The following is a 15,698-nucleotide window of genomic DNA, read 5'->3' on the forward strand; positions in this document are numbered from 1 at the left end:
TAGCGGTTATGCGATCCCGCGGCCCTCGATCCGAAGGACCGGGATCATCTCCCCGCTCTTCGCCCGAGGCAGCGTCAGCGTCAGCCCCGCATCGGTCCGCTCGGTCCGCACGGTTCCGCCGCCCACCAGCGACACCCGCTCGATCACGGCATCGGGCAGCGCCTGCTTGCCGAGTGCGGTCAGCGTCAGCGGGTCTTCCGGCCATACCAGCACGGCAGCGTACAGCGCGCCGCGATTGACCATGTACCGTACATCGCCCGCAGAGAACTTGACGTTGCCCTCGCTGTGCATGCCGCCGCCGGGCCGGGTCGGACCTTCGCCGAACCGGCGCCATGGCCGCGATCCGAAGATCGCCGCATCGCCGTTGCGCCCCATCCACCGGGTCAGGTCGTCGAGGATTTTCTCTTCCTCGCTGTCGATCGACCCGTCGCCGCGCACCGGGATCGACAGCAGCAGATTGCCGTTCTTCGAGACGATGTCGCACAGCCGCTGGATCACCTCGCGCGCGGGGACATAGGCCTTCGCCTCATAGCGCCAGCGATTATAATGCCAGTCGCCGATGCAGGTGCAGGTCTGCCAGGGCAGGGGGCGGATATCCTCGACGAAGCCGCGCTCGACATCGTCTACCATCGCGCGGCGCAATTCGGGGCTCAGCCGCTTGGCGGTGGCGACGACATCGACCTTGCCGTCGCGGTTCAGACCCTGGCCGTAATAATGCGCCAGCGCCTCGACCCCGATGCTGTCGAACGGCATGCCGTAATCGTCGAAATAGATCAGGTCGGGGCGGTATTTCTCGACCAGTTCCTTCTGCCGCATCAGCCAGCGGGCGACGAAATGCGGATGCGCGTCGGGGATGAACTCCATCCACCGGCCGCTATGCGTCTCGTGGAAATCGTTCATCGCCGGGATCGAGCGGATGCCCGCGGGCGGCACCATGGCCGGGCCGCCATATAGTTGCTGCGGGTCCAGCCCGTCCCACCACCTGTGCTTGCCGTCCGCGGCGGTCAGCCGGAACGCGTCGTAGCGCTCGCCGGCGCGCGGGCCTTCGGGATCATAGCCATAGCCGGTCTGCCACCAGTGCCAGGCATGGCTCGAATGGTTCGACACGCCGAAGCGCAGCCCCTCGGCCCGGACGATCTTCTCCCAGGTGCCGACAAGGTCCCTCTTCGGCCCGACCCGGACCGAGTTCCATTCGTGATGGCTGCTGTCGAAGAGGTCGAGATTATCGTGGTGGCTGGCCATCGCCATGATGTAGCGCGCGCCTGCCTTGCGATAGCGCCGGGCGAGATAGGCTGGGTCCCATTTCTCGCCCTTCCACCGGCCGATGATGTCGATGAAGCCGGTGTCGGCCGGATGGCCATAGGTCCTGAGATGATGGTCATAGAAGGGATTGCCCTGCTGGTACATCTGCCGGCCGTACCAGTCGCCATGTTCGGGCACGCATTGCGGCCCCCAATGCGCCCAGATCCCGAACTTGGCGTCGCGGTACCACTCAGGCACCTGCCAGGTGGCGGCGATCGCCGACCAGTTTGCCGGCACCTCAGCCCGTGCGCCCGCGCCGACCGTCGATCCGGCCAGCGCGGCACCCAGTCCGCCCAGCAGTTTGCGTCTCGTAACCAGCGACCATCTCCCCACCACGCGACGCCGGTTTGGCTCAGCTGCTATGGGAAATGGTACCGCTAACCTGTTGAACCGACAAGCCGCCCGCGTCAGCCCTTGGCCCGTTGCCGCCACTCGGTCAGCGCGAACTCGGTATAGCCATTGGCAGCCGCCTGGCCCTCGAAGATCAGCGCCCGTGCCGCGCGATAGGCCGGCCCGTCAAAGCCCGGTGCCATTGGCCGATAGAGCGGATCGCCTTCATTCTGGCGATCGACCACCGCCGCCATCCGCTGCAGCGTCTCGTCGACCTGCGCCTCGCTCACCACGCCGTGGCGCAGCCAGTTGGCGATATGCTGCGACGAGATGCGCAGCGTCGCCCGGTCCTCCATCAGCCCGACATCATGGATATCGGGCACCTTGGAACAGCCGACGCCCTGATCGACCCAGCGCACGACGTAGCCGAGGACCCCCTGGCAGTTATTGTCGAGTTCCTCGGCAATCTCGTCGGGCGCGAAACTGGTGCCGGTCGTCAGTGGCGGGGTGAGCAGCACATCGAGGTCGCCGGTCGCGGGCGCCTTCGCCATTTCGTCCTGCACCGCGAAGACATCGACCTCGTGATAGTGCAGCGCGTGCAGCGTCGCTGCTGTGGGCGAGGGGACCCAGGCGGTCGTCGCGCCGCTTCGGGGATGGCCGATTTTCTGCGCCAGCATGTCGGCCATCCGGTCGGGCGCGGCCCACATGCCCTTGCCGATCTGCGCCTTGCCCTTCAGTCCGCAGGCCAGCCCGATGCCGACATTGCGCGCCTCGTACGCCTTGATCCAGGCGGTGTTGCGAACCGCTTCCTTGCGGACGATCGGGCCGCCTTCCATCGCCGTGTGGATCTCGTCGCCGGTGCGGTCGAGAAAGCCGGTATTGATGAACACCACCCGCTCGCGCGCGGAGTGGATGCAGGCGGCGAGATTGACCGAGGTCCGGCGCTCCTCGTCCATGATCCCGATCTTGACCGTGTTGGGCGCCAGCCCCAGCAGCGCCTCGACCCGGCCGAATAGCTCGCAGGCGAAGGCGACTTCCTTCGGCCCGTGCAGCTTGGGCTTGACGATATAGATCGATCCCTTGCGGCTGTTGCGAACCGCACCCTTGCCGTCGTGCAGTGCGCACAGCGTGGTGACGACCGCGTCCAGCATCGTCTCGGGCACCGGCGCACCGTCCAGCGTCGCGATATCGGTCAGCATGTGATGCCCGACATTGCGGACCAGCAGCGCGGATCGGCCGGGCAGGGTGACCGATCCTTCGCCGTCGGGGCGGGTATAGCGGCGATCGGGCTCGAGGCTGCGCTCGCTGGTCACGCCGCCCTTGGCGATGGACGCCCTCAGGCTGCCCTGCATCAGCCCCAGCCAGTTGCGCCAGGCGAGCAGCTTGTCCTCGGCATCGACCGCGGCGACCGAATCCTCGCAATCGATGATCGTCGATACCGCCGCCTCGACCAGCAGGTCGGACATGCCGGCCGGATCGCCGGCACCGATCGCATGGTCGCGGTCGATCTGGATTTCCAGATACAGGCCGTGATGGCGCAGCAGGATCGCCGAGGGGTGGGCGGGGTCGCCGCGATAGCCGGCAAACGCCCTGCGGTCCGCCAGCGCGGGCACCAGCTCGCCCATCTCGACCGAATAGCCCGTGACATCGGCGTGGCTGCCCTCGGCCAGCGGCGCGGCCTGGTCGAGCAGCGCCTTGGCCCGCGCGATCACCCGCGCCCCGCGTGCCGGGTCATAGCCCTTGCCCTGCGGCAGGTCGCCCAGCGCATCGGTGCCGTAGAGCGCATCGTACAGGCTGCCCCAGCGCGCATTGGCGGCGTTCAGCGCATAGCGTGCATTGGTGACGGGAACGACCAGCTGCGGCCCGGCGATCATCGACAGCTCGGCGTCGACGCGCGAGGTCTGAATCGCGAACGGCTCCGGCTCAGGCACCAGATAGCCGATCTCCCGCAGGAACGCCTCATGCGCCGCGACGTCGAAGGGCTGGTCGGCGCGGGCGCGATACCAATCGTCGATCTGCGCCTGCAGCGCGTCGCGCTTCGCCAGCAATTCGGCATTGCGCGGCGCCAGATCGGCGAGCAGTTCGGCGAACCCGTCCCAGAACCCCTCGCGATCCACGTCCGTGCCGGGCAGCACCTCATCATCGATGAAGGCGGCGATACGGTCGTCGATGGTCAAACGGGCACGGTCCACAGGAGACTCCTCGGGCAAGGTCTGGTCTGTTTCCTGGGGAAGGAGCCGTTCGTGTAGCGCAATTGCCGGGATCGGCAAGGGGGCGCGATCATCCGCCCGACCGTGCCCAGCCGTCGCCGGCCGGCTCCAGCGTCTCGAGGAAGCGCTCGGCGCTGGCGAGATAATCGGCCTGTTTCTCCGCGCTCATCCGCCGCCACGTGGCATACATGTTCGACATTCGCGGATTGCCGGCGAACCGCTTCTCGTGTCGCGCCAGGAAATGCCAGTAGAGCGCATTGAACGGGCAGGCGTCGGGGCCCGTCTTCAGCTTCACGCTATACCGGCACCGCCCGCAATAATCGGACATCCGGTCGATATAGGCGCCACTCGACGCATAGGGTTTCGACGCGATCATGCCGCCATCCGCGAACTGGCTCATGCCGACGACATTGGGCAGCTCGACCCATTCGTAGGCGTCGAAATAGACGACCAGGAACCAGTCCGAGATCGCCTTGGGATCGACGCCGATCATCATCGCGAAATTGCCCAGCACCATCAGCCGCTGGATATGATGGGCATAGGCCTCGCGCCTGGTCTGGCCGATGCTCTCCTTCAGGCAGCGCATCTCGGTGTCGCCGGTCCAGTAGAAGTCGGGCAGCGGCCGGGTCGCCTTCAACGCGTTGCGCTCCGCGAATTTCGGCATGTCCCACCAATACATGCCGCGAATATATTCGCGCCAGCCGATGATCTGGCGGATGAACCCCTCGACCGAATTGAGCGGGGCGTCGCCTGCGCGATACGCGTCCTCGGCCGCCTGACAGACCTCGATCGGGTCGAGCAGGCCGAGGTTGAGGCACAGCGACAGGCTGCTGTGGTAGAGATAGTCCTGACCGGTCACCATTGCGTCCTGGTACCGGCCGAAATCGGGCAGGGTGGTCGCGATGAAATGCTTCAGCGCGACCAGCGCCTGATCGCGCGTGACCGGCAGGCCGAACGGCTCCAGATCGCCGAAATGCTTGCCGAACCGTGCTGCGACCAGCGCCAGCACCTCGCGGGTGATCTCGTCGGGCTCGAACCTCTCCGGCGGGGGATAATTGAGCCCGCGCGGCGGCGTGCCGCGATTCTCGGCGTCGAAATTCCATCGACCGCCTTCGGGCTTGCCGTCCCCGGTCATCAGCAAACCGGTGCGGCGGCGCATCTCGCGGTAGAAATATTCCATGCGATATTCGCGCCGACCCTGTGCCCAGGCGTAGAAGTCGAGCAGCGGGCAGACGAACCGGTCGTCGCCCAGGATCTCGACCGGAAGTCCGGTGCGGTCCGCCCATTCGTCCTGGTGCTGCCGCACGCGATATTCGGCGGCCTCGACCACGCGGACCGCGCTGGCCCTGTGCCGCTTCGCCGCGCGCGCGACCTCGCCGGTAAAGCTCTGGCTGTTGCCGCGCGCGTCCAGCGTCACATAATCGACCGTCCAGCCCTCGGCCCGAAGCGTTTCGGCGAAATGACGCATCGCCGAGAAGATCAGCGCGATCTTCTTCTTGTGATGACGGACATAGGTCGCCTCGTCCCACACCTCCATCATCAGCACGACCGCCTCGCCGCGATCAACGTCGCGCAGGCTGGCCAGCGACTGCGACAGCTGGTCGCCCAGCACCGGGGTCAGGACCGTCATGCCGGTCGCTTCGACCGGGCGTGATCCGCGGCGGCAGTCATGCGTTGTGGCCGGAGCGCGGCATGAAGAAGCTTGTCCATGTCACCAAATGCCGGAACCCCCGGCGCAAGTTCCCTGGGAGTACCAATGCAGCAGGCAATCGTCATCGGGGCAGGCGGCGGGATCGGCCGGGCCTGTGTCGATCATATCGCCCGGTCGGGCCGCTATTCGACCGTTCACGCACTGTCGCGGCGCGCCCCACGCTCGGAAACATCGGCCGTGCGGACAGACCGGATCGACGTCGCCGATCCCGACAGCATCGCGGCGGCAGCGGAAGCGATCCACGGCGAGATCGATCTGGTGATCGTTGCCACCGGACTGTTGCACGAAGGGGAACTCGGTCCGGAACGCGCTCTGCGCGACCTCGATGCCGACTGGCTGATGCGGCAGTATCAGGTCAACACGATCGGTCCGGCGCTTGCGCTTCGACACTTCGCGCCGAAGCTTGCCCGGGAGCGACGAAGCGTGATCGCCTGCCTCTCGGCACGGGTGGGCAGCATTTCGGACAATCGCCTGGGCGGCTGGTATGGCTATCGCGCGTCGAAGGCCGCGCTGAACCAGATCGTGCGCACCGCCGCGATCGAGATCGGTCGCACGCGTCCCAAGGCGCTCTGCGTGGCGCTGCATCCCGGCACGGTCGAAACAGGCCTGAGCGCGCCGTTTCGCGGACGGGTGCCGGCGGAGAAGCTCTTCCCGCCCGAACGCGCCGCTGCGCAGTTGATCGCGGTCATTGACGGCCTGCAACCGGCGGACAGCGGCGGCATCTTCGCCTGGGACGGATCGCCGATCGCGCCCTGATCCCGGCCGCGTTCAGCCGCTGGCCAGCGACGCCGCCAGCCCGCGAATATCGACCCGCGCCTTCAGCCGGGCGGCAAGCAGCGCGGTGCCGCTCACCTTGCGCTGGACGAACAGCGTCTCGACATCGGGCACGTGCCAGGTCGCCTTGTCGGCGATCATCGCTCGCGCCTCGTCGCGGACCACCGGCACGAAGGCACGGTCGCCAAAGTCGAACGGACCGGGCCGGTTGAGCGCAGTATCGATTGCCGCGATCATCCGGTCGATCGCCGGCCGGTGCGCCTCCGCGGCGGCGGCACCGATGAACCCGGTCTCGATCGCGACATCGCGCACGGCGCCCAGGTCGCGCGACAGGCCGGCCGCGATCAGCCGGCGATAGGCATCGGCCGTGCCGGCGGGCACGGCGCGGGTCGCGCCGAAGTCGAGCAGCACCAGCGCGCCGCTGTCCGGCTGCCAGCGATAATTGGCGAAATTGGGATCGGTCTGCATCACCCCGAACTCGAACAGCTCGCGCAACACGAGCGTCACCAGCGCGGTCATCGCCCGGTCCCGATCCGCCTCGTCCACGTCGGCCAGCGACTCGATCGGCTGTCCCTCGACATAGCTCATCGCCAGCACCCGCGGCGTCGTCAGCGCGTCCTCGATCACGGGTACGACATAGCGCGGATCGCCCTCCAGCCGCGCGCGATAGCGGCGCATCTGCTCGCCCTCGCGCAGATAGTCGGCCTCCTCCGCCAGCTGTCGCTTGGCCTCGCTCAGCAGCGGCTTCAGGTCGATCGTCTGCGGCAGGACGCCCGACACGCGCAGCAGCGTGGCGACATTGTCGACATCGGCGTCGATGCTCTCGGCCACGCCGGGATACTGAACCTTGATCGCCAGCTGCCGACCATCGGGCAGGGTGGCGCGGTGGACCTGTCCGATCGATGCCGCCGCGATCGGCGACGCTTCGAAATGACGGAACCGCCGGCGCCAGTCCGCGCCCCATTCCTGACGCAGCACCCGGTCGAGCTGCGCCGGCGGCATGCGGTACGCTTGGTTGCGCAGGCGGGCGAGGATCGCCGACAACTCGGGCGGCAGGACATCGCCAGCGTCCATCGAGATCATCTGGCCCAGCTTCATCGCCGCGCCGCGCAGATGCGACAGCCGATCCGCGACCCGGGCGGCATTGGCCGGGGTCAGCACCAGGTCGCCCATCCTGGGTCGCTCGCCCGCGGCCAGCCGCCGCGCTCCTTCGGCGAGCATGCCGCCGGCGACCCCGCCCGCCAGCCGCCCAAAGGCACCCAGTCGCGCGATCCTGCCGCTGGGCACCGCGCGGTGCCGCGCCTTCCTGTCCTCATCATCCTGCTGCATGCGCGAACAGCGCGGGACCGGCGCGTCGGTTCCCGCCGGTGTTGGTAATTCCGCCGCGACGAACGGCGCTCGATCGACTAGGGAGCCGGGATTGGAATTCCAGAGAGTTGCAGGTTCAGAAGTGACGTCCCCCATGCCGATCCAGGTCGCCGCACTGTATCAGTTCACGCCGGTCGAGGATCCGGCGGCGCTGCGCGAGCAGCTACGGCCGCTTTGCGACGAACTGGGGATCAGGGGTACGGTGCTGATTGCCTCGGAGGGCTTGAACGGCACCATCGCCGGCGACGATGCGGCAATCGCCGCGGTCCTGTCCCACCTTCGCGCGCTGCCGGGTTGCGCCGGTCTGGACGTGAAGCTGTCGCGTGCCCCGGCCATGCCGTTCGACCGGATGAAGGTGCGGCTGAAGCGCGAGATCGTGACGATGGGCCAGCCCGATATCGATCCGCTCACCGATGTCGGCCATTATGTCGAGCCGGCCGACTGGAACGCGCTGATCGAGGCGCCCGACACGATCGTGATCGACACCCGCAACGCCTATGAAGTCGCGCTCGGCACCTTCCAGGGGGCGATCGATCCGCACACGCGCAGCTTCCGCGAATTCCCCGACTGGTTCCGCGAATTCCGCAAGGCGCTCGAGGCGGAGGGGCCGATGCCCCGCGTCGCGATGTTCTGCACCGGCGGCATCCGCTGCGAGAAATCGACCGCCTTCCTGAAGGCCGAGGGGCTGGACGAGGTCTATCACCTCAAGGGCGGCATCCTCGCCTATCTCGAACAGATCCCCGCAGCGCAGAGCCGCTGGGAAGGGGAGTGCTTCGTCTTCGACCAGCGCGTGACGGTAAAGCCCGGCCTGGAACCCGGCGACCGCCGCCTGTGCCCCGCGTGCCAGACTTCGGTGACCGAGCGCGGTTGCGAGGGCTGCACCTGAATTCCTCCCCGAGACAAGCTCGTGGAGGGGGTGTTTGAGTCAGAATTGCGCAGCGTCTTCCAACTCGCTCAGGGGAACGGGAGTTGGGGCTTGTTCTCTACACCCCGGTTCCCGAATGGGGCGGCCGCAAATCAAGATTCCGCTGGAGGACAGTGGCGTGGTAACCGATCGCGGACTGGAATGGGCCTATCCGCCGAACAGCGGGATCCTGCTGGTGCAGTGATGTGCGAGCTTGCAGTCAATCAAAGAAGGTTTGGCTACGCTGTTTTCGGAAAGTAAGATCTGCCGCATGGACGTGACGCTAATCTTCGATCTCGCCAATGATGGCGAAGCCAGCGGTGCAGTTTGGATCGTCGAAAGTCCGATGAAGCGCCTCTGGTTCGATCGTTACAGAAAGGATCTCGACGATTCGAGTGCGGTATTTTGTGCGGAAGGTGGGGCGATAACTGACGTCGCAATTCAGCGCGTCATCTGGAATCTAGACGACCATTATCCGGCGTGGCGGCGGATAGACCTGATCGGAGCGACTGAAATGTCAGGGGAACTGCTCGCCGATCTTGCCGCGGAAGGTCTGACGGTGACCGGCATCGACGGGCGTTCGACCATAAGCAGGTGCTAGAATGGCAAAGCTCGTATTCGCATTGAACCAGTCCTTGGACGGCTATGTCGATCACACAGGGTTCGCGCCGGACCCGATATTGTTTCGCCATTTCATTGACGATCAGCGCAGCATCTCCGCCAGCCTCTATGGCCGCCGCATGTATGAGGTGATGCGCTATTGGGACAACGAGCATCCCGAATGGGGCGATGCCGAGCGCGACTATGCCGCGGCATGGCGGGAGACTCTGAAATGGGTGGTGTCCCGGTCGCTTGGATCGGTGGGTTCGAATGCTACGCTGCTTGGGCGGGACCTGGAGGCGGAGGTGCGCGGTCTGAAGGCCAGGCTGGACGGCGAAATCGAGGTGTCGGGGCCCGAGTTGGCGCATGGCCTTGGGCAGCTCGGCCTGGTCGACGAGTATCGACTGTACGTTCATCCGGTCGTGCTTGGCAGCGGCAAGCCGCTGTTCGCGGGTCCGCGTCCCCGATTGCGGCTGATCGCGTCGGATCGCATCGGCGATGATGTGATCCGGTTGCGCTATGTGCCGGCCTGATCGTGGAGCAAGAGAGTTGCGCGGACATTGCGCCCGAGTTCGCGTCAAGGCTTAACAAATCGCCGACCAGAGTTTATTCGAATAATTAGATCAAATAAAATGCTAAGGCGGCAGCGCAGAAAATGGCTGCCATTACGAAATTGCACATAAAACAAAAATCAGAGTGGATGTTTGGAGCGGTCGACCCGCGAGAAGAATATATGGTCAATGGTAGATAATCCGCTTCTAATTTATGAACTAGTCATGGCCACGAAAAATATACCAGACAGCATCGGAAAAAATAGATTGTATGATGTCTTCGTGGATGCCTCCCTGCGGTTGAACGAACTGGATTCCGACCTTTGATCTATTCCTCGTCGACCAGCCATCGGCGCAGCGCCAGTCCGACGATCAGCATGGTCGCGCCGAACACCAGGATGGCGGAGAATCCGCCATGGTCGAGAAAGGTCACACCGGCGCCAACGCCCGCGATCAAGCCGCCTTGCTGAGCCAGGGCAATGCCGCCCGCATGCTGCGCGCTTAGGCGAAGGCGTTCTCTCTCTGCGGCATCCGGCACCGGACGCGCTGTTCTTTTAGCCCAGCCTTGAAGATGCTCCGCGAAGCGGACCGGATCGCGCCAAATGCGAGGGTCGCGTAAGGCGATCAGCCAGAGGAAGGACCAGTAGACGAGAAGACCGCCCAGCGCGGTCAGGGGCGCGAGGGCGGGGTGGAGCAGTTCCAGGGACTGGCCAGCGTCGATCCCCAACAGCATCAGGCCATAGCCAGCCGTCACGACGAACGCGATCGGCCAGGCACGCGCCGATAGGGGCGGGGGTTGATCGGCAAGTCGAGTATCTATCATCGACGCATCCGAAACGCCTCCATCGCTTTATTATTTTCGACCCACCCCGACCCTCAGTAATAACCCGCCTGGCGGCATAGCGCGAAGAGGCGCTTCACCTGGGGGTGATCCCGCCCGAGCCGGGTGCGGATCGTCCATTTGCGGGCGCAGTTGCGGCGGGCCTGGGCTTCCTTCGGGCTCATCCGCGCTCGGGTGCGGTTCGTGCCGGCGCGGCGTTCATTGCTGTAGCGGGCGGCCTCGCCGCCGGTCCAGCCGACCATCGCGCCGGGATCGAGTGCCGGGACTACGTCCTGGGAATTGGTCTCGGTCGTGAAGACGGCACCGACAAGTGCGAAGGGGATCAGGTATGTCACGGCTCACCTCCAGGCACCCCCGAGTTGGAAGATACCAGAAGATGCGTATTCGGCCTAATTGGCGGGTATCAAGCAAGCGGCCAAGGCGGCGCTGGATGCGGGCATCGTGCATTATGGCGATTTCATTTTTTCCCGGCACGGATCAGTCTCTGATACGTTGCGGCGCAATGAAACTCTCCATCCGATCGATGCTCGATTATTCGTTCGAGCGGCCCACCGATGTGCTGCTCCAGGTCGAGGCAGCGATGATCCCCGAGCAATTCGTCGAAACCGCGCATATCGACGTGATCCCGCGCGACCATTTCGCGCGCGTTGCGGCGCAGGATAATATCGGCGAGCGCATCTGGGTCCGCGCCGAGGGCCGGATGACGGTCACCTACAGCGCGACGGTCGCGATCCAGCGCAAGGTCGCCGATTGCGGGCAGCTTCCGCAGATCGAGTTCAGGAACCTGCCGGGGGAGACGATCCAGTATCTGATGGGGTCGCGATACTGCCCGTCGGACGAGTTCCAGACCTTTGTCGAGGCGGAGTTCGGCAAGTATCGCGGCGGTGGTCGCATCGTCGCGATGCGCGACTGGATCCACAACAGCTTCACCTATGTCCCCGGCGTCAGCAATTCGGAGACGACCGCGCTCGACACCTTCGTGCGCCGGCAGGGCATCTGCCGCGACTATGCGCATGTGATGATCACGCTGGCCCGTGCGTCCGGCATTCCGGCGCGGATCGCCAGCGTCTATGCGCTGGGCGTCGATCCGCCCGATTTCCATGCGGTCGCCGAGGTGTTCCTGGGCGGCGAATGGCATCTGGTCGATGCGACCGGCATGGCGCATGAATCGGCGATGGCGAAGATCGGCGTCGGCCGCGACGCCGCCGATGTGTCGTTCATGACCTCCTATGGCTTCGCATCGTTCAACGCCCAGTCGGTCGAGGTGACCGAGGCCAGCTGAGTGACGCCGGAAAGCCGGGGAACTCTGGACTTCTCATACCGTTAGCGCTGCTCGCCAACCCCGTCCCGGGGCCAGTGGAGGGCCAGAAGCTGGAAACGATCGCAGGGTGGGTCGCGCCGGTCGCGACGATGATCGCCGCCATGATGACCGCGGCCAATCTGGGCGCACGGGTCACCGGATGGGGGTTCGTGGTGTTCACCGTGGGCTCGATCTGCTGGTCGATCGTCGGGCTGACGTCGGGCCAGAATAATCTGGTCGCCAGCAATGCGTTTCTGACCGTGGTCAACCTGGTCGGCATCTGGCGCTGGCTGGGGCGGCAGAGCGTCTATGAGGATGGCGGCAAGTCCGCCACCCATGCCAGCCGCCGGTCGGCATCGCCCACCCTGTTCACCGCGACCGGTATCGCGGGAAAGCAGGTCGTCGACCAGGCCGGCGAGGCGGTCGGCAAGGGCGTGGAATCGCTGATCGAATGCGACACCGGTAGCATCAGCTATGTCGTGGTCGCCTCGGGCGGGATCGGCGGGATCGAGGAGCAGTTGCGCGCCGTGCCGCACGGGCGGATCGCATTCGGATGCGACGAGCTGACGCTGCGCATGGCGAAGGCCGAGTTCGAGGCCATCGAACCGCTGGAGGCAGGCGAGTGGCCGGCCGAGGCCGAGCCGGTGCGGGAGCGGGCGGCATGAGCAATCTCGCATGGATCGCCAGCCGGATCGTTCGCGAGCTGTCCAGCCGAGACATGCTGTGCCTGGCCGATGACGACCAGCAGGCGCAGGCGCTGGCGGCAACATTGCGGGCGATGGCGCCGAAGGCGCGCGTGATCTTCCTCCCCTCCAGCGACACGCTGCCGGGCGATCTGGCGCCTGCTTCGCCCGCCAATATCGGCGCGCGGGTCGCGGCACTCCGCGCGCTGCGTGTGGCACAGCAGGAGAAGAAACGCCCGCACCTTGCCTGCGTGATGAGCGGGGAGGCGGCCGCCCGCCGCTATCCGCCGCCCGAGGCGTTCGACCGCGCGCCGCCGCTGCTGCGTGCCGGCGACGCGATCGATCTCGAGACCTTTCCCGACCAGCTGCTCGAGCTTGGCTATATCGCCGACGACCGGGTGGACGAGCCCGGCGAGATGGCGGTTCGCGGCGATGTGATCGACCTGTTCCCGGCAGATGCCGGCATGCCGGCGCGGATCGACATCGCCGAGGGGCGCGTCGAGGCACTCCGCAGCTATGATCCGATCACCCAGCGCAGCGTTGGCGAGATCGAGATGCTGGAGATCGGCCGGGCGTCCGAACCGGAGAGCGAGGAGACGGGATCGATCCTGGCGCATCTGAAGCCCGCCGGGCTCTTCCTGTCCGAGCGTGCTGACCGGCGACGCCTGCGGTTCCTGGAGCTGGCCGCCGATGCCGCTCGCGGCCGGGAGGCTGCGTTCGACGCGATCGACGACGCCAGCTGGGCTCAGGAGATTGCCAGCTGTAAGCCACTGTCGATTGGCGAGCCGGGGCAGGAGATCCCGCATTTTTCGCAGGCGCGTTCGCCGATGGCGACGATGGACCGGTTCGTCCGGCCGTTGCTGGAAACGCGCGCGCTGGTGCTGGCCGGGCATGAGCGCGACCTGCGCTTCCTTCGCGGGCGGGTTGCCAAGCGACTGGGGCTGAGCCTGGCAGAATTGCCGGACTGGAGCGCGGTAGAGCAGCTGAACGCGGGCGAGGCGGGGCGGATCGAACTGCCGGTCCATGCCGGTTTCGTCGACGACCGGATCGTGCTGATCGCCGCCGCCGATCTGCTCGGCAGCCGGGCGTCGAGCGGAGACGCGCCGCCCTCGCATGCCGAGGTCCTGCTTCGCGGCGGAGAGATCAGGATCGGCGACGTCGTGGTTCATGAGGATCACGGTGTCGGCATGATCATCGGGCTGGAGCCCGATCCGGCCAATCCCGGCGGGGAGATGATCGCGCTGGAATATGCCGGCGGCGCACGCCGGCTGGTGCCGGTCGACGAATGCGACCGGCTGTGGCGCTATGGTGCCGATCCGGGCGCCGTGACGCTCGATAAGCTCGACGGGTCGAGCTGGATCAAGCGCCGTGCCGAGATCCAGGAGGCGATCGAGGAAAGCGCCGCGGGCTTGGCCGCGATCGCCGCGGCGCGCGCGAAGCTGGAGGCGCCGGTGCTCGCGCCCGATGCCGCCGCCTATGAGCGGATCGCCGCCAGCTTCCCGTTCAACGAGACCGCCGATCAGACGCGGGCGATCGCCGCGGTCCGGGCCGACCTCGCCAGCGGCAAGCCGATGGACCGGCTGGTCATCGGCGATGTCGGCTATGGCAAGACCGAAGTCGCACTGCGCGCGGCGGCGCTGGCGGCGCTAGCCGGGCATCAGGTGATCCTGGCCGCGCCGACGACCGTGCTGGTGCGCCAGCATCTGGCCAGTTTCCAGCGCCGCTTCGAGGGCAGCGGCCTGACCGTTGCCGGCCTGTCGCGCCTGTCCAGCGCATCGGAGAAGAAGGCGGTCAAGGCCGGTCTTGCCGATGGCAGCATCGACATCGTCATCGGCACCGGCGCGGTCATGGCAAAGGGCGTGCGCTACGCCCGACTGGGGCTCGTCATCGTCGATGAGGAGCAGCGCTTCGGTGCCGCCGACAAGGCGAAGCTGCGCGGGTCGGGCGAGACCCATTTACTGACGCTGAGCGCGACGCCGATCCCGCGCACGCTGCAGACCGCGCTGGTCGGACTGCAGCAAATCTCGGTCATCGCCACGCCGCCGGCGCGGCGCCAGCCGATCCGCACCAGCCTGGACCAGTATGACGACACCCGAGTGCGCACCGCGCTGCTGCGCGAGAAGGGACGCAAGGGGCAGAGCTTCGTCGTCGTGCCGCGGATCGAGGACATGGCCGGCGTCGCCGCAAAGCTGAAAAAGGCGGTGCCCGAACTCACTCTGGTCGAGGCGCATGGCAAGATGCCGGCCGCCGAGATCGATGCGGCGATGGTCGGCTTTGCCGAAGGGCAGGGCGACATATTGCTCGCCACCAACATCATCGAAGCGGGGCTGGACGTGCCCAAGGCCAATACGATGATCGTGTGGCGCGCGGACCGGTTCGGCCTGGCACAGCTTCACCAGTTGCGCGGGCGGGTCGGCCGCGGCAACCGGCGCGGCCAGGTCATCCTGCTGACGCGCGAGGAGGATGCGATCGGCGAGCGGACGCTCAAGCGGCTGCGCACGCTGGCGGCGTTCGACCGGCTGGGCGCAGGATTCGAGATCAGCGCGCGCGACCTGGACATTCGCGGTGCCGGCGACCTGCTGGGCGATACCCAGGCGGGGCATATGAAGCTGATCGGCATCGACCTGTACCAGCATCTGCTGGGCGCAGCGCTGCGCCGGGCGCGCGGCGAGGCCGTGGAGCGATGGGCGCCCGAGCTCAACCTGGGTGGCGGCGGCACCTTGCCGGAAAACTGGATCCCCGAGGCCGATGTCCGGCTGACGCTCTATGCCCGCGTCGCCCGGTTGACGAGCGAGGCCGAGATCGATGCGTTCGAGGAGGAACTGGTCGATCGGTTCGGGCCGCTTCCGGAGGGGGCGGCCACGCTGATCGCGCATGTCCGGCTGGGCGTCGCCGCGCGTCATGCGCATGTCGCGCGGGTCGATGCCGGCCCCTCGGCGATCGCCCTGACGCCGCGGCCGGAATTCGAGGCGTCGGCGGATGAGATCGGGCTGGTCCATCGCAACGGGCGTTGGCTGTTGCTGGAGCCGGTCGAGGACGGGCAGGCGGTGGAGAAGGTCCAGCATCTCCTGGAGAAACTGGCGGCCTGAGACCAGATCCTTCCCGGAACGGAGTGCCCGTCCGC

The 15,698-nt window shown here is 66.5% G+C and carries 13 protein-coding genes; 7 read left to right on the forward strand and 6 right to left on the reverse strand.

The window, feature by feature from the left end:
• Positions 1-6: 6 nt before the first annotated feature.
• The 3 genes from ACZ1H8_RS18445 to ACZ1H8_RS18455 form a co-directional block, all read right to left on the reverse strand.
• A complete protein-coding gene (locus ACZ1H8_RS18445) occupies positions 7-1,635 on the reverse strand; it encodes an alpha-L-fucosidase (protein ID WP_465178667.1) in 1,629 nt (542 codons plus the stop codon).
• Between the two features lie 74 nt (positions 1,636-1,709).
• On the reverse strand, positions 1,710-3,824 hold the full coding sequence (locus tag ACZ1H8_RS18450) for a malate synthase G (RefSeq protein ID WP_465178668.1): 2,115 nt from the start codon (positions 3,822-3,824) through the stop codon (positions 1,710-1,712).
• Positions 3,825-3,912: 88 nt separating this feature from the next.
• The gene (locus ACZ1H8_RS18455) at positions 3,913-5,472 is read right to left on the reverse strand and encodes a cryptochrome/photolyase family protein (protein WP_465178669.1); all 1,560 of its coding nucleotides are present in this window, start codon (positions 5,470-5,472) and stop codon (positions 3,913-3,915) included.
• 126 nt (positions 5,473-5,598) lie between these two features.
• Here ACZ1H8_RS18455 and ACZ1H8_RS18460 point away from each other — a divergent pair, with 126 nt between their 5' ends.
• Entirely contained in the window at positions 5,599-6,309 is a 711-nt protein-coding gene (locus ACZ1H8_RS18460; protein WP_465178670.1) for an SDR family NAD(P)-dependent oxidoreductase, read from the forward strand.
• Between the two features lie 12 nt (positions 6,310-6,321).
• On the opposite strand, the gene ACZ1H8_RS18465 is transcribed toward ACZ1H8_RS18460, so the two are convergent.
• Positions 6,322-7,656, reverse strand: a complete 1,335-nt coding sequence (locus ACZ1H8_RS18465) for an ABC1 kinase family protein (protein ID WP_465178671.1) — start codon at positions 7,654-7,656, stop codon at positions 6,322-6,324.
• 133 nt (positions 7,657-7,789) lie between these two features.
• On the opposite strand from ACZ1H8_RS18465, the gene trhO reads away from it, so the two are divergent.
• The 3 genes from trhO (at position 7,790) to ACZ1H8_RS18480 (ending at position 9,732) form a co-directional block, all read left to right on the forward strand.
• Entirely contained in the window at positions 7,790-8,581 is a 792-nt protein-coding gene (trhO, locus tag ACZ1H8_RS18470) for an oxygen-dependent tRNA uridine(34) hydroxylase TrhO (RefSeq protein ID WP_465181420.1), read from the forward strand.
• Between the two features lie 289 nt (positions 8,582-8,870).
• Entirely contained in the window at positions 8,871-9,200 is a 330-nt protein-coding gene (locus ACZ1H8_RS18475; RefSeq protein ID WP_465178672.1) for a hypothetical protein, read from the forward strand.
• Position 9,201: 1 nt separating this feature from the next.
• On the forward strand, positions 9,202-9,732 hold the full coding sequence (locus ACZ1H8_RS18480; protein WP_465178673.1) for a dihydrofolate reductase family protein: 531 nt from the start codon (positions 9,202-9,204) through the stop codon (positions 9,730-9,732).
• A 346-nt stretch (positions 9,733-10,078) separates the two neighbouring features.
• Here ACZ1H8_RS18480 and ACZ1H8_RS18485 read toward each other — a convergent pair whose 3' ends face one another.
• Together ACZ1H8_RS18485 and ACZ1H8_RS18490 are read right to left on the reverse strand one after the other, a co-directional pair.
• Entirely contained in the window at positions 10,079-10,483 is a 405-nt protein-coding gene (locus ACZ1H8_RS18485; protein ID WP_465178674.1) for a hypothetical protein, read from the reverse strand.
• Positions 10,484-10,626: 143 nt separating this feature from the next.
• The gene (locus tag ACZ1H8_RS18490; RefSeq protein ID WP_465178675.1) at positions 10,627-10,926 is read right to left on the reverse strand and encodes a hypothetical protein; all 300 of its coding nucleotides are present in this window, start codon (positions 10,924-10,926) and stop codon (positions 10,627-10,629) included.
• 167 nt (positions 10,927-11,093) lie between these two features.
• Between ACZ1H8_RS18490 and ACZ1H8_RS18495 the strand changes: the two genes are divergently transcribed.
• The 3 genes from ACZ1H8_RS18495 (at position 11,094) to ACZ1H8_RS18505 (ending at position 15,663) form a co-directional block, all read left to right on the forward strand.
• Positions 11,094-11,873 carry a transglutaminase-like domain-containing protein gene (locus tag ACZ1H8_RS18495; RefSeq protein WP_465178676.1) on the forward strand — a complete coding sequence of 260 codons (780 nt, stop codon included), beginning with the start codon at positions 11,094-11,096 and terminating at the stop codon, positions 11,871-11,873.
• Between the two features lie 74 nt (positions 11,874-11,947).
• Positions 11,948-12,556, forward strand: coding sequence for a PRC-barrel domain-containing protein (locus ACZ1H8_RS18500; RefSeq protein ID WP_465178677.1), 609 nt, complete (start codon positions 11,948-11,950; stop codon positions 12,554-12,556).
• Positions 12,553-15,663, forward strand: coding sequence for a helicase-related protein (locus tag ACZ1H8_RS18505; protein WP_465178679.1), 3,111 nt, complete (start codon positions 12,553-12,555; stop codon positions 15,661-15,663). The genes ACZ1H8_RS18500 and ACZ1H8_RS18505 overlap by 4 nt, the downstream gene beginning before the upstream one ends.
• Positions 15,664-15,698: the final 35 nt, after the last annotated feature.

Source organism: Sphingomonas sp. BL-S-25, assembly GCF_055521555.1.

Bases quoted from the DNA above. Each gene is read 5' to 3' on its own strand.
- trhO (WP_465181420.1), top strand. From the start codon at position 7,790: ATGCCGATCCAGGTCGCCGCACTGTATCAGTTCACGCCGGTCGAGGAT.
- ACZ1H8_RS18455 (WP_465178669.1), bottom strand. From the start codon at position 5,472: ATGACGGTCCTGACCCCGGTGCTGGGCGACCAGCTGTCGCAGTCGCTG.
- ACZ1H8_RS18480 (WP_465178673.1), top strand. From the start codon at position 9,202: ATGGCAAAGCTCGTATTCGCATTGAACCAGTCCTTGGACGGCTATGTC.
- ACZ1H8_RS18460 (WP_465178670.1), top strand. From the start codon at position 5,599: ATGCAGCAGGCAATCGTCATCGGGGCAGGCGGCGGGATCGGCCGGGCC.
- ACZ1H8_RS18465 (WP_465178671.1), bottom strand. From the start codon at position 7,656: ATGCAGCAGGATGATGAGGACAGGAAGGCGCGGCACCGCGCGGTGCCC.
- ACZ1H8_RS18505 (WP_465178679.1), top strand. From the start codon at position 12,553: ATGAGCAATCTCGCATGGATCGCCAGCCGGATCGTTCGCGAGCTGTCC.
- ACZ1H8_RS18495 (WP_465178676.1), top strand. From the start codon at position 11,094: ATGAAACTCTCCATCCGATCGATGCTCGATTATTCGTTCGAGCGGCCC.
- ACZ1H8_RS18485 (WP_465178674.1), bottom strand. From the start codon at position 10,483: ATGCTGTTGGGGATCGACGCTGGCCAGTCCCTGGAACTGCTCCACCCC.
- ACZ1H8_RS18475 (WP_465178672.1), top strand. From the start codon at position 8,871: ATGGACGTGACGCTAATCTTCGATCTCGCCAATGATGGCGAAGCCAGC.